The organism is Endozoicomonas elysicola, assembly GCF_000710775.1.
In the GTDB taxonomy this organism is placed as follows: domain Bacteria; phylum Pseudomonadota; class Gammaproteobacteria; order Pseudomonadales; family Endozoicomonadaceae; genus Endozoicomonas; species Endozoicomonas elysicola.
In genome coordinates, this window is record NZ_JOJP01000001.1 from 2749990 (window position 1) to 2768409 (window position 18420).

The 18420-nt window shown below is 48.5% G+C and carries 19 protein-coding genes; 13 read left to right on the forward strand and 6 right to left on the reverse strand.

Going from position 1 to position 18420, the window contains the following annotated elements:
- Positions 1-11: 11 nt before the first annotated feature.
- Positions 12-2198: an ABC transporter substrate-binding protein gene (locus GV64_RS11835; RefSeq protein WP_020583045.1), complete on the reverse strand. Its 2187-nt coding sequence runs from the start codon at positions 2196-2198 to the stop codon at positions 12-14.
- Between the two features lie 505 nt (positions 2199-2703).
- On the opposite strand from GV64_RS11835, the gene GV64_RS11840 reads away from it, so the two are divergent.
- The 3 genes from GV64_RS11840 (at position 2704) to GV64_RS11850 (ending at position 5742) form a co-directional block, all read left to right on the forward strand.
- The gene (locus GV64_RS11840; protein ID WP_236632947.1) at positions 2704-3900 is read left to right on the forward strand and encodes a lysozyme inhibitor LprI family protein; all 1197 of its coding nucleotides are present in this window, start codon (positions 2704-2706) and stop codon (positions 3898-3900) included.
- Positions 3901-4149: 249 nt separating this feature from the next.
- A complete protein-coding gene (locus GV64_RS11845) occupies positions 4150-5112 on the forward strand; it encodes a hydrolase (RefSeq protein ID WP_020583048.1) in 963 nt (320 codons plus the stop codon).
- Between the two features lie 39 nt (positions 5113-5151).
- Complete coding sequence (locus GV64_RS11850; protein ID WP_034844248.1) at positions 5152-5742, forward strand: DUF502 domain-containing protein; 591 nt, start codon at positions 5152-5154, stop codon at positions 5740-5742.
- 54 nt (positions 5743-5796) lie between these two features.
- Here GV64_RS11850 and GV64_RS11855 read toward each other — a convergent pair whose 3' ends face one another.
- Positions 5797-7035, reverse strand: coding sequence for an L-lactate MFS transporter (locus tag GV64_RS11855; protein WP_020583050.1), 1239 nt, complete (start codon positions 7033-7035; stop codon positions 5797-5799).
- A gap of 436 nt (positions 7036-7471) precedes the next feature.
- Between GV64_RS11855 and GV64_RS11860 the strand changes: the two genes are divergently transcribed.
- The 10 genes from GV64_RS11860 to GV64_RS11900 all read left to right on the forward strand — a co-directional run bounded on the left by GV64_RS11860 (position 7472) and on the right by GV64_RS11900 (position 14161).
- Complete coding sequence (locus GV64_RS11860; RefSeq protein ID WP_020583051.1) at positions 7472-7894, forward strand: LexA family protein; 423 nt, start codon at positions 7472-7474, stop codon at positions 7892-7894.
- The gene (locus tag GV64_RS11865) at positions 7891-9177 is read left to right on the forward strand and encodes a Y-family DNA polymerase (protein ID WP_020583052.1); all 1287 of its coding nucleotides are present in this window, start codon (positions 7891-7893) and stop codon (positions 9175-9177) included. The genes GV64_RS11860 and GV64_RS11865 overlap by 4 nt, the downstream gene beginning before the upstream one ends.
- 105 nt (positions 9178-9282) lie before the next feature.
- Positions 9283-10242, forward strand: a complete 960-nt coding sequence (locus GV64_RS11870; protein WP_020583053.1) for a CsgG/HfaB family protein — start codon at positions 9283-9285, stop codon at positions 10240-10242.
- Positions 10243-10254: 12 nt separating this feature from the next.
- Positions 10255-10578 carry a hypothetical protein gene (locus GV64_RS11875; RefSeq protein WP_020583054.1) on the forward strand — a complete coding sequence of 108 codons (324 nt, stop codon included), beginning with the start codon at positions 10255-10257 and terminating at the stop codon, positions 10576-10578.
- A complete protein-coding gene (locus GV64_RS11880) occupies positions 10575-10958 on the forward strand; it encodes a DUF4810 domain-containing protein (protein WP_020583055.1) in 384 nt (127 codons plus the stop codon). Before GV64_RS11875 ends, GV64_RS11880 begins: the two co-directional genes overlap by 4 nt.
- A 1-nt stretch (position 10959) precedes the next feature.
- On the forward strand, positions 10960-11601 hold the full coding sequence (locus GV64_RS11885) for a DUF799 domain-containing protein (protein ID WP_020583056.1): 642 nt from the start codon (positions 10960-10962) through the stop codon (positions 11599-11601).
- A gap of 63 nt (positions 11602-11664) precedes the next feature.
- Positions 11665-11793: a hypothetical protein gene (locus tag GV64_RS26125; RefSeq protein WP_020583057.1), complete on the forward strand. Its 129-nt coding sequence runs from the start codon at positions 11665-11667 to the stop codon at positions 11791-11793.
- Positions 11794-11867: 74 nt separating this feature from the next.
- On the forward strand, positions 11868-12770 hold the full coding sequence (locus tag GV64_RS11890) for a hypothetical protein (protein ID WP_020583058.1): 903 nt from the start codon (positions 11868-11870) through the stop codon (positions 12768-12770).
- Positions 12771-13007: 237 nt separating this feature from the next.
- Positions 13008-13532, forward strand: a complete 525-nt coding sequence (locus GV64_RS11895) for a porin family protein (RefSeq protein WP_020583059.1) — start codon at positions 13008-13010, stop codon at positions 13530-13532.
- Between the two features lie 359 nt (positions 13533-13891).
- Positions 13892-14161 carry a globin family protein gene (locus tag GV64_RS11900; protein WP_020583060.1) on the forward strand — a complete coding sequence of 90 codons (270 nt, stop codon included), beginning with the start codon at positions 13892-13894 and terminating at the stop codon, positions 14159-14161.
- A 136-nt stretch (positions 14162-14297) separates the two neighbouring features.
- Here GV64_RS11900 and GV64_RS11905 read toward each other — a convergent pair whose 3' ends face one another.
- Genes GV64_RS11905 through GV64_RS11920 form a run of 4 tightly spaced genes read right to left on the reverse strand, consistent with a single transcriptional unit; the run spans position 14298 to position 18331 of the window.
- Positions 14298-15152 carry an SDR family NAD(P)-dependent oxidoreductase gene (locus GV64_RS11905; RefSeq protein WP_020583062.1) on the reverse strand — a complete coding sequence of 285 codons (855 nt, stop codon included), beginning with the start codon at positions 15150-15152 and terminating at the stop codon, positions 14298-14300.
- A complete protein-coding gene (locus GV64_RS11910) occupies positions 15149-16093 on the reverse strand; it encodes an SDR family oxidoreductase (protein ID WP_020583063.1) in 945 nt (314 codons plus the stop codon). The genes GV64_RS11905 and GV64_RS11910 overlap by 4 nt, the downstream gene beginning before the upstream one ends.
- The gene (locus tag GV64_RS11915; RefSeq protein ID WP_020583064.1) at positions 16080-16997 is read right to left on the reverse strand and encodes a bile acid:sodium symporter family protein; all 918 of its coding nucleotides are present in this window, start codon (positions 16995-16997) and stop codon (positions 16080-16082) included. The genes GV64_RS11910 and GV64_RS11915 overlap by 14 nt, the downstream gene beginning before the upstream one ends.
- On the reverse strand, positions 16997-18331 hold the full coding sequence (locus tag GV64_RS11920) for a flavin-containing monooxygenase (RefSeq protein ID WP_020583065.1): 1335 nt from the start codon (positions 18329-18331) through the stop codon (positions 16997-16999). Before GV64_RS11920 ends, GV64_RS11915 begins: the two co-directional genes overlap by 1 nt.
- Positions 18332-18420: the final 89 nt, after the last annotated feature.

An 18420-nucleotide genomic window follows, 5' to 3' on the forward strand; every position in this document is an offset into this window, starting at 1 on the left:
AGTAGGGCAGTCTATTCTCGGACAGCCTCCTGGTCTTCAATCGTCAGTTTCTGACGCTGGCGATAAGCTTTGATACCCGGTATCAATATCATCAGTAGCAAACCAATACCTGCAAACATTGGCCAGATCACCGGTTGGTTCCACGCCTTCTGTTTCTGTGCCCGGAGATCCGGGTCTACACGGAGGTATTTCAGGGTTGCCTGACTGATCCCGTGGCGTTTGGTGTTATAAACCCATTGATTGGAGAGGTAATACTCCTTGTTATTAAAGCCCCAGATCCAGGGGCTGTCTTTCTGGACGATAGCCAGCATTCGATTGATGGCTGAAAGCCTTTCCGGCCCATTCGGCAGTGTTTTTATCCGGTCATAAAGGCGGTCATATTCAGGGTTATCATAGTTGGTGGAGTTACTGCCATCGCACTGACATTTAACCAGCCCCTGTCGACTGTCGAGCAGAAACAGAAAGTTTTCCGGATCGGGGTAGTCTGCCAGCCAGCCCCAGCCAAACATCTGGGTATTGCCCTGACGCATCTTCTCTTTAAAGCGGGTGTAGTCGGTGGCTCTGAACTCCAGCTGAACATTGATTTTAGCCAGCTGTTTCTTGATCCAGTCTGATCGTGGGTTGCTGTCTCCGGCCGTCGTATCCATATAAAGAATCAGTGGCTTGCCAGTTTCACGATGGCGACCATTGGGGTAACCCGCTTCTGCCAGCAGTTTTCTGGCATATTCAATCGGCTTTCTCCGGGCCGTCTGAATAATTTCATCCCAGTCAAAGATATAGGGGTTCAAACCTTCTTTTCCGGCGGTATAGCCAAACAGTCCTGGCGGTATTGGCCCCTGGGCAACCTGGCCAATGCCATTGCGGAAGATATCGATATACTCCTGATCGTTATACACAATGCTGATGGCCTGACGCAGTTTACGCTTCTCTTCGCTGTAGCCTCCCACCACCGGATCCACCATATTAAAGCCAATATAATAAAGTGATGGGCTGACCTCTTCATCGACAACGATATCGCGGCTGGCCAGTTCTGGTGTCAGTTCGAGCCCGTCCGGGCCAGTGGTGAAGGCCCGGTCAAAGGTGGCACTGTTAATATTGGAGTTGCCATCACCAGAACGATCGTAATAGCCCTGGACAAATTTGCTCCACATGGAGGTGGCCGCTTTTTCATAGCGATAAACGGCTTTGTCGATAAACGGCAGTGGTTTTCCTGCATCGGCGAGATAGCCGCGCTCAAGGTCATTCTCAGAGCCTTCTGATGGATAGAAGTCCTTTCTGTAATTAGGATTTCTCTCCAGAACAATTTCCCGGTTAGGTGAATTAACCGTCATCATAAATGGTCCGGTACCGATGGGGTTCCAGTCCAGCGTCAGGTTTTTTTCCGGAAACCCCGGGTTATGGTAGAAGCGGTCGGCCTCCCAGGGCACAGGCGCGAAGAAATGCATGGCCAGCCAGTATTGAAACTGCGGATAGATGCCTTTAATTCGAATGGCAAAAGTCAGATCATCAATTTTCTCAAGACCTTCCATATCCTGCTGGCGCAGATCCAGCCACTCTCCGGGCTGTCGGTTGTTTTTGGTCCATTGCCCAAACGCTTTCATGCCGACAATATAGCCGGACATCAGACCCAGCAGGGGAGATTTATTCACTGGGTCCGCTATGCGCTTGATCTGATAAATATAATCATCAGCGGTCAGGTTTCGTGTTCCGGTAACGGGGAAATCGGCAAGCAGTTTGTACGGTGCGCCTTCATCAGTGGTACTGAAAACATAAAGAGGATTACCGCTGTCGTCTTTAGCAAATGCCGGGTGAGGCTGGTATCGGGTATCCGGCTTCAAGCGAATGGTGATTCGGCTGAAAGCCGCTTCTTTGCTGCCTGCTGGCAAAGGCTGCAGTTGCTCATTCAACAGTTCCAGAGAAGGCATGGTCGCAGCTGTTGCAGGCTCCAGTTCATAGGGCCTTTTCAGGAAGTGGTACTGCAGAGGGGGATCATAAATCTGATCAATAAACATCGCCTCTTCGGCGCTGTAGGAGCGTACCGGGTCCAGGTGCTTGGGACGGGTAATAAAACTGCCGAAATAGGTGACCTGTTCCGGGTTGGTCGGTGGGTTTGGATCATTCCATGGACCATTGCATCCTGAGAGCAGCACGGCTGCAGTCAGAATAGCGAGCCACTTCCAGGTGGGGCTTTGCTGCATAAATCTGTTCTCATTAGAGATTATTAAATCTGTCTATGGGATTGTACGTATTCGATTGGTTTCCGTCATCTACTATGGCATAGCTCCGTGATTTCCTGATGCTTGTCCAGTTACGGTAATCGACTTCTATTACGGGGTTGCCCAGCTGGATTTGAAAGTCGCGGTGCCTGTACTGGCGCTCCTGTGCATTGTTAAAGCATTAAAAATTCGTGCAGATAATTTCTACATGCTTGATGAATTAAGGCCATTTGTATTGCTCTGGCCAAATGCACCTCAGTGTCCGGCAAAATAATTATCGCAAGTCTCAGATCAAAGCCATTATTGAGAATACAATGATTGTGATAACTGAGAGCGTTGCTGACAGTCAGTTTTCTTTACAGTTCTCAATACAGCTACATTGATCTTCAGGTTAGGAGGCTGTCACTTTTGGACTGTTGCTCAAAAAGCAAGTTGGGTTGATGAACCAATGATCAAAAAACTATGTCCACTTTTACTGGGCTGCTGCGTGGCTTTTTCTGTTAATTCTGTGGAGACAGATCCAGTCACTAGAGCAAATGAGCTCTATGAAGCGGGCAATAGAGACCAAGCTAAATCCTTGTACACATTGGCAGCGGAGCAGGGTAAGGCTGAAGCCCACTTCAGGCTTGCCTACCAATATATCCTGCCAGATGAGCAGCGCGCGTTTCACTATCAACAAGCCGCCTTGCAAGGTCACCAAGAGGCATTAGAGTACTATCTTGAAGCGGTCTTTTTTCGAGCTGGCAGCATAAAAATGTCTGATCCGAAAAGTGCTCTTGCTGCCTATCAGGCAGCCAAGCAACAGAACCCCAACTTGTCTCTTTATGATGAAGATCGAAGTGTCCAAATTCTCACCTATGCTGCTGAAGTGCCAGAGCGAGATATCGATGCCTTTTTCGATACTTATCAGGTAGAGGATGAAGATGGTAAGTGGCCTTTCTACGATGTATGGGAACTGGCAGAGCAAGCCTCAAAGGAAGGAGGCATATTTGGCAAACCAGACCCTGAGCTTACCTTATGGTTGATTACCCGTGGAGGACATGTTCCTGCTGAGCTGTCTTATGCGGTCAAGGATTACTATCAGCATTGGAAAAACAATCAAGTGGTACCCTTCGACATTTGTCAGTATGTGACCAGTGGCGATGGCGCTGGCTTTTGCGCGAGGCGTGTTGCTGATGAGCAGGAAATACGCCGGCAGAGTGACTTGGCTGCTCTAAAAGAGCAACTGTTAGGCGAAAACCGTGCTTTAGTTGATGTCGCCTATAAAGAAATGGAAGCTTTTGTTACCCTCAAAGCTTATCAAGAAGAAATGCACGGTGGTACGGGGCGATTAGCGTGGATATCGGAATCGATTCAGGAGCAGAAAAATCGATATATCGAAATGCTTGAAAAAGCCCTCCAGGGCAATATCGAACGAGTGGCGACGCCATTGGCTGAAACAGATAATAGGTTGAATACCACTTATAAAGTGGTGATGAGTAAGATTAAACAGCTGTCTTCAGGCGATGAGATGCCAAAGCCTCAGGAGTTAAGGGAGGTGCAGAGGCAGTGGATCAAGTTCCGAGATGCAACATGCAGCTTACTCGCTTCCATTGATCAGCAGTTTCAAGAGCAATGCCTTAATAGCTTAACGGCTCAGAGAGAGCAGCAGTTGGAAGATATTATGCATATACCGGAGATCTGATTCACAGTACCCCACAGCTGAACATTACTGATGGATAACCAGCTTGATGGCCTGACTGAGGTAGATGTCTGCTCCACTCCAAATTAAAGTTAGCCTATTAAGCATTTGTCGTTTTTTTCTGCTCGATATCACTCACCTTATTCGATCGTGTATTCCCTATGGCCAGCTACTCATTGGTTGGCATCCAGCTCCATCTCATTCAAACTATTCGTTTGAGTCGTTCCTGATCGGGAATAGGAAGTCCTTAACATGCACTTTACGCCCGCAGTGGGATTGAAAAATCCCCACCTGCAAACCCTTGCTCCTCGCTTGATTCGCAGAGCTGCGTTGTTTGAGCCGATTTGGCAAACCCTGGACACTCCGGACGGTGATTTTCTGGAACTGGCCTGGAGTGAAAACTGGCAAACTGAACGGGCCCAGGTAAAGCCGGTATTTGTGCTGTTCCATGGATTGGAAGGCTGTTTCTACAGCCCATATGCCAACGGGTTGCTCAACGCTTTTACCAAAGCGGGCTGGCTGGCGGTGATGATGCATTTTCGAGGCTGTGGGGGTAAGCCCAATCGGCTGGCGCGGAGCTATCATTCTGGTGAAGTGTCTGATGCCCGCTTTTTCCTTAAGTATCTTCAGCAGCAACTGCCTGAACAGAGGAAAGTGGCGGTAGGAATCTCACTGGGTGGCAATATGCTGGTGAATTATTTGGCCAGATACCGCGATGACCCAATTCTGGATGCCGCCACAGTGGTTTCGGCACCGCTGGATCTGGCAGCCTGTGCGCAGCGGATAGAGCAAGGTTTTTCCAAAGTCTATCGAACGTATCTACTATCATCCATGAAGCGCAATGCCCTGCGTAAGTATTCGCTGTTGAAAAATGAAATCAGCATTACCCGTCAGGGAATTGAGCAGCTGACCACACTGTATGACTTTGATGATCTGATCACCGCACCACTGCATGGTTTCAGAAATGCAGACGACTATTATCAGCAGTGTTCTGGCATTCATTACCTGAAACAGGTGTCAGTACCACTGCAGGTGATTCATGCCAGAGATGACCCGTTTATGACTGAGGCTGTTATTCCTGACTTTGCGCTGCCGAAACATATTAACTACCAGTTATTCGATCATGGCGGGCACGTCGGCTTTCTTACGGGAAGTGCGATTAAACCGGAGTTCTGGCTGGAAGCTGCGTTACCGGCATATTATGAATTCATGTAACACTCTATATCATGTGACTGATTAAAGGGAGGTTGTCTTATGTCGCGCATCATGCGCTGGTTTCTGGAAGGGCTTGCTGTGCTGGTACCTATCCTGATCACTATTTACCTGTTCTCTAAGGGGATCACGTTGGTAGCTGACTTGCTTACAGAGACTCTTGGGCCTTTTCTTAGTCGGGAGCTGTCTATTCATGGGCGTTGGCAGCTGGTTTCCATCAGCCTTCTGTTGATGGTTGGTGTTACCGTATTTGTTGGTGCTGTAACCCACGTCTGGCTGGGGAGTCATATCGTTCGTCTTGTCGATCAGGTGCTCACCCATATTCCATTTGTGAAGCTGGTTTATTCTGCCATTAAAGATGGTGTCAATGCGTTTATTGGTGACCGGCGTGAGTTTGAACGACCCGTGCTGGTGAGTATGGGAGATATTCAGGTGCCCGGGTTTGTAACCCGAAGCTCTGCTGATGATTTTGGCCTTGAGGGCCATGTTGCGGTTTATTTTCCCATGGCTTTTAGCATTGCTGGTCGGGTTGTGCTGGTGCCTGCGGATAAAATCAGACCGCTTGAGAAAAGTAGTACAGAAGTCATGTCCTTCCTGGTATCCGGTGGTGTGACTTCCGGTAAAAAATCATAAAACGGGTTCGGATAAAGTCAGCAAATACTGGCTTTATCCGGGGGGGTGAATACCTTATGCCAGGGCAACTTCCTGCTCGATTTCTGGCTGGGCAGCCCCAACTGGCTTTGTCATAAAGGCCAGGGCAAGAGCGATACCGACCATAACAGCAGATGCACTGTAAGCAAGGGTATAACTGCCACTGGTATCAACGGCAAAAGCGGCGATGACCGGGCCTATGAAACCACTGATTCCCCATGCGGTATAGAGCACGCCGTAGTTGGTTCCATAGTTTTTCAAACCGTAGAATTCTGCGGTCAGTGACGGGAATACAGAGAGCAGTATGCCATAGCCAACACCGGCAGCAATGGCACCGATAATTAATGTAATCTCTGTGCTGTAACTGCCGAACATCAGCATATTGGCGCCCTGCAGCACAAATGCCAGCATCAAGGTTCTGACGCCACCGATTTTATCGGACAATATGCCACCACCCATTCTGCCAAGACAGTTAAAGATGGCCACGATGCCGACCAGGTAAGCTGAGTCGCTGATATTGGCCTGAGTGAGCGCAATGCTGGTGATATTACCGATCACCATCAGGCCTGCTGAAGAAGCAAAGGCGAACATGATCCACATGAAGTAAAACTGTGGGGTTTTCAGCATGGCTTTCCAGGTAATATCTTTGGGTTTAACGCTATTCGCAGTGGTCAGACTTTCATTTTTCGGTGCTTCTGGTTGGTAACCTTCGGGTGGGTTGTTAATGGTACAGGCAAGAGGAACAGCAATGACAATGACCGCGGCTCCGAGCACCATAAAGCTGTATTGGATACCCAGTGTTTCGATAAGCTGTGAAGTCAACGGCGCAAGATAGACGGCACCAAGACCAAACCCAGCGGTTATCACACCATTCACAAACCCCTTTCTGGATGGGTGAAACCATTTCATGGCTGCAGGGCTTAAGCAGGCATACCCAAAACCAATACCCGTTCCAACCACAACACCAAAGGTTAAGACCAGGGCGATAGGGCTGGCCACCAGGCCGGATAAAATCATTCCAAGCCCGACTAAACTGGTTCCCAGAATCAATACTTTTCTTGGCCCTATTTTGTCTTGCAATATGCCCGCAATCAGCAGGGCGGCAGCGAATACGACAATGGCTACGGTATAAGGCAGTGTCGCATCCGCGTTACTCCAGCCGTAATCAATAACCAGAGATTTTTTAAAGACGCTCCATGCGTAAAGAATACCGATGGCCAGGTTTATGCAAAATCCGGTCCATAGGATTTTGCCGGCTTTAGACAGTGACTGCATGATCTACTCATTGAGATTTTGTTTTAATAACAACAGCTAACACCGGTATTGGTGCTTATGTTTTTGCCAATAAAAAAGATGAAAAACTGTTGGCCAGTTTCTATTTGTTGAAACTGAAAATAGAAAAACAGCGGGTTGGACAACTTTCAGTGAACGAAAATTATCCAAGAATAAGAAGTAATCCAGATTCTGTTGCTCGCGGAGATTGTGTTTTTTCGACAGCAACATTGGCAGTTGTAGAAACGCTGCCGGATGGACTACGCAAAATATCTTAATCAAGGAAAGTGCTGTGAATGTTGATTTACATCAACAGGACCCGTGATTTTGGGTTGTAAATAGAATTCAGTCTGTTTGAAAAAAGCACACCGACTTGACAGCGGGCAGTAAGAGAATAAATTATACTGTATATAAATACAGTATTGGAGTTTGTCCGGCAATGAAGCTTGTCCCCCTGATCCCTGAGTTAAAGCCAGTAAAATACCCTTACTACCGGAGCCCGGCAGCCTGTGGGTTTGTAAGCCCTGCAGCGGATTATCTGCAGGAAACCCTGTCTCTGGACCAGCTGTTGATCCGCCATCCGGCAGCGACTTTCTTTGCCAGGGCGCAGGGGCAGTCAATGGAAGGGGCCGGCATCTTTAATGAGGATATCCTGATTATTGATCGTTCTTTGACCCCAAAGTCTGGGGATGTGGTTATTGCCCTGTTGGATGGAGAATTGATTGTGAAGCGTCTGGTTTACCGTGAATCAAAGCCGGTTCTTCAGTCAGAGAATCCGGACTACCCACCCATCGTACTGGACTCCGAACAGAATCTGGATGTCTGGGGCGTGGTCACAGAAGTGGTACACCATTTGCGATGAAACCGGTGATAGCCCTGTGTGATGCCAATGCCTTTTACTGTTCCTGTGAACAGGTTTTTGACCCATCTCTGCTCAACCGCCCCCTTGGTGTGTTGAGTAATAATGATGGCTGCATTATTTCCAGAACCCGTGAGTTAAAAGCGCTGGGCGTTGCCATGGGTACACCGGCTTTCAAGGTTCGTCATCTGCTGGAGCGAGGAGAGATTGCGTTGAGAAGTTCCAATTATCCGCTCTACGGTGATATGTCTTCCCGGTTTATGTCGGTGCTGGAACAATTTACGCCTGACCTTGAGGTTTACTCCATTGATGAAGCGTTTCTAGATCTTTCCGGTTTTCCTGATGAGCAGCTGGGAAGTATTGGCCGGGAGATGAAAGAACGGGTTTATCTATGGACAGGACTACCCATCGGTGTTGGCATATCAACCACCCGAACACTGGCCAAGCTGGCGAACTATGCGGCCAAGAAATATAGTGCTACAGAAGGCGTGGTAGATTTAACCAGCCCTGTGCGTCAGCGACGCTTGATGGAAATCACTCCGGTCGGTGAGGTTTGGGGGGTAGGGCGCCGAATTGGCAAGAGGCTGGAAGCTGCGGGAATCCATACAGCAGCTCAGTTAGTCGATTGTCAGCGCAAATGGATCAGGCGTGAGTTCTCTGTGGTACTGGAACGTACAGTGTGTGAGCTTCAGGGAGAGCGCTGTATTGCAGCAGATGACCAGGGCAGTGATAACAAACATCAGATCATGTGTTCCCGCAGTTTTGGTAAACGCATCAAAACCATTGAGGAACTGCACTCGGCCCTAGCCTGTTATATCTCCCGTGCCTGTGAAAAACTCCGGGAGCAGAAACAGCTCGCTCGGGAAGCCATTCTGTTTATTCGAACTGATCCATTTCGTCAGAGCACCTGGCCAATGGGAGGTAGTATTCGGCTGGCCCTTCCTGAGCCCAGTGCTGATACACGTCCGTGGTTGTATTTGTTGAGACCCGCCCTGGAGAAGCTATTCCATGAAGGCTGTGAATATAAAAAAGGAGGATTTGTATTGCTGGATCTCAGTCACAGCCAGAGCTTTCAGGGAGACTTGCTGGCCATTCCTCCTCACCCTGAGGCTCCGGGAAAAGAGTCAGTCATGACGGTTCTGGATGCGATTAATCATCGCTTCGGTCGAAATATGCTTCGCCCGGCTTCCGTGGGTTTTGAAAAACAGGACTGGCATATGAATCAGCAGTTATTGAGCCGCTGTTATACCACCCGCTGGCCCGATATTCTGAGGATTAACACATAGGGGGAAGCCTGATTCAGCGAAGAGCTGAAGCATATAACCAGTCCAGATAATACTGTATTATTCTACCGTTTTTACTATCCAGCCATTGAAAGCTCTTACCTGAATATGAAGAAGTTAAGTATTACTGCTGCCGCCTTTATTTTGGCAGGCTGCGCAACCCAGACGCCCCATGTGGCGGTAAAAGAGGCGCCTGCCAGTCAGGAGCAACAAATAGAAGCACAAAAAAAAGCTGCAGAAATCCAGCCCAGTGACCCACTCCAGCTCAAGCGAAAAATAGCCATTGGTCGAATGACTAATGAGACTACATATGGTCGCTCCCTTCTACGTGATGATCACAATGACCCACTGGGCAAACAGGTTGGCGATATGCTGTCTGCTCGGCTGATAAATTCTGGCAGTTTTCTGGTCTTTGAGCGTCCTGACCTGGCGCGTATTGAACAGGAAAGGGCAGCGTTTGGTGCAGGTGGAGAGCTGGTAGGAGTCGATACCCTGATTGTTGGCTCACTGACAGAGTTTGGTCGCAATGTGACCGGTGAAAGTGGCTTTTTAAGCAGTACAAAAACCCAGAGAGCGCATGCCAAGGTTGAGCTGAGGCTGGTGGATGTTAATACAGGACAGGCCTTTTTCTCGGCAACCGGTGCCGGTGAAGCTACCCTTGAAAGCGCTTCTGTTGCCGGTTTTGGTTCCCGTGCTGCCTACGATGGCACCTTGACGGATAAAGCGATTGCGGCAGCCATCAGTGATGTCATTGATGAGATGATTCAGAAAATGATGGAGCGCCCTTGGAAGACCTATATTCTGGATGTCGTTGAAGGTCAGACTTTTATTAGCGGTGGTAAGAGTCAGGGGCTTGCTCCGGGTAAAGAGCTAAAGGTCATGACTGCAGGCAAGAAGGTAAAGTCTCGTCAGACCGGTTTTACGGTAACCCTGCCTGGGGCTGAAGTAGCCAGAGTTGAAGTGGTTTCAACATTTGGTGACAGTGAAAGCAATGAAGGCAGTGTGGTGAAAGTCATCAGCGGGTCACTGGACGGTCATAAATTCGACAAGCTGGAAGTAGTTGAATAACAGGAGTTCATCATGAAGAAGTTTTCTGCACTGTTGTCAGTGATCCTTTCCTTGTTTGTCCTGACTGGTTGCGTGAATACACCAACAGAGATGGTTCAGGTAAAGGATGATCGTCCATTTATCATGTTTGCTGCGGCACAGCCCGGTGATGTGGTTATGCTTGATGGTATTGATATGGGCGCTGCCAGTAATTATTCCGCCGGAAAAGTGGGTATGCGAATTGAACCGGGTACACATGTTATTCAGGTTAAACGCTCAGGGGCTGTTGTCTTAAGTGAAAAGTTTTATGTGGCTGACGGTGTCAGTAAAACATTCAATATTGGTGGTGGTGAATGACCGCAGTTAGAAAAGTGGCCGGTGTTCTTGTGCTGGCAACCACGATATTTGTGACGGGCTGTCAGACCAATCAGCAGTTGTACCACTGGGGTGAGTACGAGTCTGGCCTTTATGGCTATTATAAAGACCCAGCCGAGTTGTCAGCATTGTCCGAGGAGCTGCTCAGTGCCATTGAAGATGCCAATGGACGTGTAGCTCCCGGTATGTACGCTGAATATGGAACATTGCTATTGCAGCAGGGGAAAAAGGATGAGGCCGTCGTTTATTACACCAAAGAGAAGGAACTGTGGCCAGAAAGTCAGCATTTGATGGATGCCATGATCAATAACCTGACTCGTACATCCAGTGCTGAGAACAGTGGGGGTTCACAGGATGACTAATATGAAAAAATGGTTATTGGTGATTGGGATCAGCCTGCTTGCCGGTTGTGCAGCGCAAGCTCCCAAAGAGATGGATTTCTCCGCTTTTAAACAGGAAAACCCTCACTCTATCCTGGTTGTGCCGGTTATTAATGATTCTGTTGACGTGGATGCTCCGAACTATTTCCTGTCGACAATTTCTGTCCCGTTAGCTGAAAAAGGCTACTACGTCTTTCCAGTAAATACGGTAAAGACGGTGCTTGAAGGTGAAGGTTTGTACGACGCAAATCTAGTTCATTCTGCAGACCCGGTTCGACTGGGTAACATGTTTGGAGCAGATGCCATTCTCTACGTTACGATCAATGAGTGGGATGCCCAATATGTCGTATTGAGCACGACTGTAACGGTGAGCTTTACCTATCGCATTGTTAGCGGAAAGTCTGGTGAAGAACTGTGGACTGCCCAAAAGACCATGCAGTATACCCCTCAGCAAAATAACTCATCAGGAAGTCCATTGGCTGACCTGCTGGTCATGGCTGTATCTGCCGCGATCACCCGAGCGGCTCCCAATTATATGCCATTGACTCAACAGGCTAATTATCAGGTGCTGTATATTGACCCGACTAAGCTGCCTGAAGGCCCTTATCGGAAGCCGAAGTCTTGAGGAATGGTTGACACCGAAAACCCGGTAGTAGCTTTGATAGCCCCAAGCTAATGGGGCTTTTTTTTGGAAGTTAAAAGACGATCCGTATCAGGTATTGTGACCCATGGTTATTTAATGGAGGCTATGGCTGGTATCATGCTTGGAAAAGAGGGTGCGATGGTTACCTGGGCAGGTGTTTCAACAATTGCTTAAGGAACCTTTTTCGCTCACTGTTTTCTTAAGGTAAGTATCAATCCCTTTGAGTTGTTCTGAAAATACTGAATACGATGTCAGACCCATTAACATCAGACCGGCCTTTCACTCCGGTTAAAGAAGCTGCAGTTTTTTTCGCAAAAGGGGTGGGGAAGCGTGATGATTCAGTTGCGGTAAAGCTTGGTCCTTTCAGGGTCTCATCTTTACCGGATGAAAGTGTTGAGAGAAAACTTGAAGCAGGAGGTTCAAAGGAAGTTCTTATTGAACCAGTGCCAATCTGGCAAAGGGCGGACAAGGCCTCCCAGACTTCCCATCTTCAAATATACGAAGGTGATAATAAAACATTATCCATTTGTGTCGGTAAACCGGAAGACCATAAGAATAGACAAAGTAAAGCAGAGGGTACGAAAGAAACCGCATTATCGTCATCTAAAAACAGGGAGGAACAATTACAGTTTGTTGAATCAGAATATTCATACTGCCAGACTGCAAAAGCTGCTCTGTCAATCATAAGCCGATATGAAGAATCTACTGATGACGATAATGTAACTGAGGATGATCAAACGATATTTGATGAAGTAAAAGGTGCGGCAATACCAATTTGGCAACGAATTGCAAAGCCTGATAATGATGATGGACAGTCAAACCCGTGGGAAGTTTGTTATCTGACGAAGGGAGAAGCAGCTCTGCTGGCGACAGAACGGGCAATTTTCGAAAGCTGGAAGCAAAGGTGGAGCGATAAATACCTTCAGCTCCTAGAGGAAGATATTGAACTTGCCACCGAGCTTCCCTGTGAATATGGGGAAGCTCTGGGTGGGGCAGTGCAGCTGCTCAGGAAGCAGCAGGCTTTGATTAAAGAATTGCAAACAGAGAATAAACAGCAAAAAGAAATGCTAGTCAAAGCAGAAAATAGTAAGCACGTTGATGATAACGGTACATTGAGCTCCATATCCTCTTTTGAGTCTGAGGCTTCTTAAGAAGAGTAGCCTATATCCACTTCACAGTAACTCTCAGGTATGCACTTGTCGTGTTTTAAATGTTATATCGTTCTGAATATTTTTTGAGCAATCGAATGAATTATCATCGATTGTTTTTCGAAATTTAATTGTATGGTTTTAAATATAAAAATAACTTTACTTTGAAAGGGTTATGGATAATATCGCAACTTAGTGAAAGTCATCTGTCTTTTACTTTTCTTTCAAAGGATGATTTGAGTGAATAAGAAAACTCTTCTTGCATTATCGCTTTCAATTCTTAGTCCTGTTGCTTTCGCCGGTGGTTATGCTGGTGGTAACGTGTCGGTTCTGGACTACTCCGAAAATGGCTTTGAAGATATGTCGGTCACTGCCGCAGCGGCAAAGCTGGGCTTTCAGGCAACGGATCATATTTCAGGCGAACTGCGTGTAGGTTTTGGTCTGAATGATGACAGCGCTACTGCTATGGGCGAAGACATCAGTCTGGAAATCGACAATTACTTTGGTGCTTATGGCCGGGTCGGTATGCCTGTTGGTGACTTTTACCCTTACGCTGTTGCCGGTTTTACCCGGGTTGAACTGACCGCAGGTGTTACTAGCATGGGTGTATCCATGTCTGATTCAGGCACCAGTGTTTCCTACGGTGTTGGTGTTGATTACAGTATTAATGAAGCCATTAGTCTGAATGCTGAGTACATGAACCTTTACGACAGAGATGCTGTAGAGATTGGTGGTTTCAGTGTCGGTGCTACTTACCACTTCTAATGTAAAATGGCAGAGAAAACGCTCTGCCATTCTCCCGCCACATAAGTACCCAACCATATGAAATCATATTTTCTGATTCAGTGGTCAGCCACTCCCGGCAACTGCCCCATGCGTTGCTCTAACTCCTGCATCCATGCAGTTGTGCTGCGTTACAGCTACGATCACATAGCTACGGCTATGCTCACTCCGCTGAGCCTTGCATAGCAACTAAGCACTAAGTCAGAAATATTCGATTTCATATGATCAGGTACTTGTTCATTCTTTTGTTTTTATATCCTGGTTGCTGTTTGAACTTGCTGCGTTCAAGGGTATAACAATAGCTATACCTCGTAAAAGTTATCTAACAGTGGAGGCCATGGATGGAAACAGAATACACACCGATATTTAATGACAGCTTCCAGCGCTGTACCGGTGAACCTGATTTTCTGGACCGTTTTTATCGGATATTCCTTTCCAGTTCCGAAGAAGTGAAAGCCAAATTTTCACACACTGATATGCAGCTTCAGAAGAAGATCATGCTGAAGTCCATTGCCTATATGGTGCATGCAAATATTAACCCCGCATCAATTCACAAAACGGCCATTAACCATGATAAGCATCATCTCAATATTGCCCCCTCATTTTTATGAGCTTTGGCTGGACTCAATGATTCAGGCAGTGGAGCAGACAGATCCACATTTCACTAAGAAGGTCGCGCAGGCCTGGAGAGAAACCCTCCAGCCCGGAATTAACCATATGATCAAGCAATACCATGCTTCCTGATGGTTAATGGTTTGCCAGTTCCTGCACTTCTAACTGTACGCTTAATTCAGACTTGAACTTCCTGCGCATCATTCGTGTGTATAACGCTGGAAACCATCGGTAGAATAAACTGGCCAACAATATGGCTTTACTGGGAAACAGACGGCTTTTGCCCGAATGGCATGCTTGAATGATCTGTTTTGCCATCCACTCAGCACTCTGAATATTCCCTATGGTTGAACGCGCATGGGTTGCCTTCTGGCCATTACCCGCCAGTGCATTCTTCTCAATATCCGTCGCCAGAAAGCTGGGGTAGACCATCAGAATGTTAACAGGAAGGTGGGTTGTTTCTGCCCGCAGCGTTTCAAAATACTGGTGCTGCGCAGACTTGGCTGCGCAATAGCCGGACCGCGCCATAACCGGCATCCACCCCGCCATGCTGCCGATATTGATAATTGTTGCCGGCTTTTTCCGGGTTCCTGAATTGGCTAACTGCTCAAACAACTGTTGTGTGAGTTTGACCGGTACCAGGAAATCCAGGTCCATGACTTTTTCAATCACGTCTATTGAGGTTTCCCTGGCCAGTGAACGGTGGGTGATACCGGCGTTGTTGACCAGCACATCAAGAGACGTGAAACGCCTGGAGAGGGTGTCTTTAATGCACTCAATAGCACCTGACTCCAGTAAATTGACAGTACACAGCTCTATTTTCTGAGTGTTGCTGCCCATTTCGAGCAGGGAAGCTTTTCTTGCCTCCAGCCCCTGCTGATCCAGATCGACCAGACACAAGCTGTATCCTACCTGCCAGAACTGTTGAGACAGTGCCCAGCCCAATCCATTGGCGGCACCGGTGATCAGGGCAACGGGTGTGTTCATCATTGCGCCGCCTCCCTATCAAGGTGTTCAGTAAACAGTTGAAACACTTCCGCTGACGTTTTTCTCGGGGTATAGCCAAACTTTTGTTTTAGTGCATCGTTGGCCAGCACCGGGCGGTAACGGAGAAATTTCAGCTGCTCTGGCCCATAGCGGGTGAGGCCGATGGTTTTACCGATCGCCAGTGCAATCTTGAGCAGGGCAGGCGGTAGCGTAAATACCGGTTTATTTAGGAAGCGCGCAATATCTCTTAAGGTGAGAGCACCGTCTCCAGCGAGATTGAAAATACCGGATTTATGCTGCAGAACCCCATCACAGATAATCTGAACCACATCCTCATCCCAGATAAACACGAAAGGGGAGTCAGACCCTTTAATGGTCAGTATGCGTTTTTTCAGGAACAGGTTGGTGATCAAGTTACGGGTGTTTTTGCCAAGCACGGTTCCCGGCCGGAGGATCAGCTGCTTCAAACCCGGATAATCCACCCGGTATTGTTCAAGCATCTCCTCCACCAGGCGCTTATGCCACGAATAGGCAAACTCATAGTTGCCGCGCAGTGGCGAGCTTTCCTGTAACCAGGGATCATTATCCGCATGATAGCCATAGGCCGCGCCACTGCTGGTGACGGTTAAATGATGTACACCGGCCTGCAGGCAGGCTTCAATCACATTACGGGTGCCTTCTACATCGATACGGTAGTCACGCTCGCGGTCTTCACTGGCTTCCAGAACACTGGCCAGATGAACCAAATGGGTAATTTGCTGACTGCGTAAGAGCTCAACCAGGGAAGCATCGCAGATATCCATTATTTCGATGGGGAAGTCAGCCGCCGTATTGGGTCGAATATCACAGCCAATCACAACCTGAGCTCTGGCCAGGGCATTCCCCACTTGATGGCCGATGTAGCCGGCAGCGCCGGTAATCAGAATTCGGTTAGCTGTTGGCATAGCGCGCCTCCCTGGCATCAGAGCGTGCATTCCAGATCAGTGCGAGGCTTAACCCGGTTACCAGATGCAGAACCCCCCAGAAGGCGGCAATAATCAGCATTCCTCCGTATTGTGGGAAGAAGGTGAACAGAATACCCAGAGCCAGTCCTGAATTCTGAATGCCCACCTCCAGCGTCACTGCCCGCCTATCTGGCGTATTCAGCCGGGCCAGGTAGCCGCTGATCATACCGATCAACAGGGCGAGGGCATTGTGTGCCACGACTAGTAAGGCAAAGCTGCCCATATGTTCGATAAACACGCCAACATTGTTGGACACTGCGATCACGATAAAGACCATAAAGACCAGCAGTGATAGAAACCGGAACGGTGTGTCCGATCGTTCGGCAAACCTGGGGAACAGTTGCCCGATCACCATGCCCAGCAGCAGAGGAATGGCCAGCACCAGCGTCACCAGCAGGAAGAGCTCAAAGGGCTGAATGGCGATCTCCTGGATTAAAGGACGGGTGACCGGGTTCAGCTGACCATAGAGGACAAAGTTAAAGGGCGTCATGACAATGGCGGCCAGACTGGAAACCGCAGTCATGGAGACGGATACAGCCACATTGCCCCGTCCAATATGGGTCATGATATTGCTGAATGAACCACCGGGGCAGGAAGCCACCAGAATCATGCCCAGCGCCAGCTCAGGATCCATATCAAAGACCCAGGTCACCAGGGCCGTGGCGGCAGGCAGCACCATAAACTGGGCCAGCAGACCGATAGTGGGCGCAATGGGAGAGCGGAGAATCTGTTTGAAATCATCCGGTTTCAGCGTCAGTGAAACGCCAAACATCATCAGGGCCAGAATACCGTTCAGCAGTATCAGGCTCTGGGGGTCGAAGTGGATTTGAACGTCAGTGAGCATCAAAAAGCCTCCGCCTGCGTGAACAGGTTATCGTTATCGGAGTAGTCTCTCTGCAACAGACGAATTCCCTGGTGTATGGCTTTCAGATACGAGGCTTTATCCACGTAATAGGCCATGCGCTCCAGCTCCAGATAATCCATTCCCCCCACAACCCGCTCAGCAAACTGCTGTTCGATGTTTTGCTCAAACACGGTTGCCGATGCTTTTTTATCCTGCTTCTGTCGTAGATACAGGGCAACCAGGTGGGCCTGGTCGTCACGCCCCTGCCAGCCCAGACCCGCAGCTTCAACCATCCCCATCACAAAAATATTATTGTGTTCAGGATTGAAGACGTTCAGATGAAGCTGAGGTGCATACCCCTGCCAGTTCAAGTGCTTCTTATCGATAAACGGGTAGTGCAGTTTATAGCCCGTGGCTTCCAGAATGAGGTCATAGCCCTGGCTGGACCCATCACTGAATTCCACCATTTTGTCTGAAACGGATTTAATGGCAGGCCTTGGCGTGATATCACCATGACCAATGTGGTGGAGAAACAGTGAATTGATGACCGGGTGACTTTCATAAAGGCGGTAATCCGGGTCAGGCAGACCATAATCACTGGGCTTACCAATAATCATGCGGATCAGCCAGCTGTCCACTGTTTGCTTTAACCGCTTTGGCAGTTTTATTTTTCCACCCAGGCTGTCCGTCGGCTGGCCTTTGATGAATTTAGGCAGGAAGTAATAGCCGCGCCTTACCGACATATCGACGCTTTTTGCCTGATGCACGGCATCAACGGCAATATCACAGCCACTGTTGCCACAGCCAATAATCAGCACCCGCTTATCTTTGAACAGTTGTGGGTCCTTGTATTGGGCGGCATGGAGGTGCTGTCCGGAAAAGTCACCCTTCAGGCTGGTTCTGTTCGGATGATGCAGGGTGCCATTGGCCAGCAGGACACCGGCAACATCATAAGATACTTCCTGACCATCGGTTACTGCGGTGATCCGCCAGTGATTGCCCTGGGGGGTAATGCTGTTGACGGTGTGCCCGAAGCGAAACCCTTGATACAGGTCGAAGTGTCTGGCGTATTTCTGAAAATACGCTTTCAAGTGCTGGTGGCTTGGGTAGGTCGGTACCGAATCATCCATGGGGAATTCGGCAAACTCGGTCTGCTTCTTTGAGCTGATCAGGTGTGCAGACTGGTACATGGTGCTGGTGGGGTTATCAATATCCCACAGGCCACCCACGTCGCGGTGAATCTCAAAGCCGATCCAGGGAATTTGATACTGGTTTAACCGTCTTGCCGTGCATAAACCCATTGGGCCTGCACCAATGATGGCATAGGGAAGCATTTAGCACTCCTTAGCAGTCGTCTGTTATTTTTATTGGGTTGACGCCTGACTTCTGTCTAACAAACAATGTACCCGTAAGGAAGCAAAAT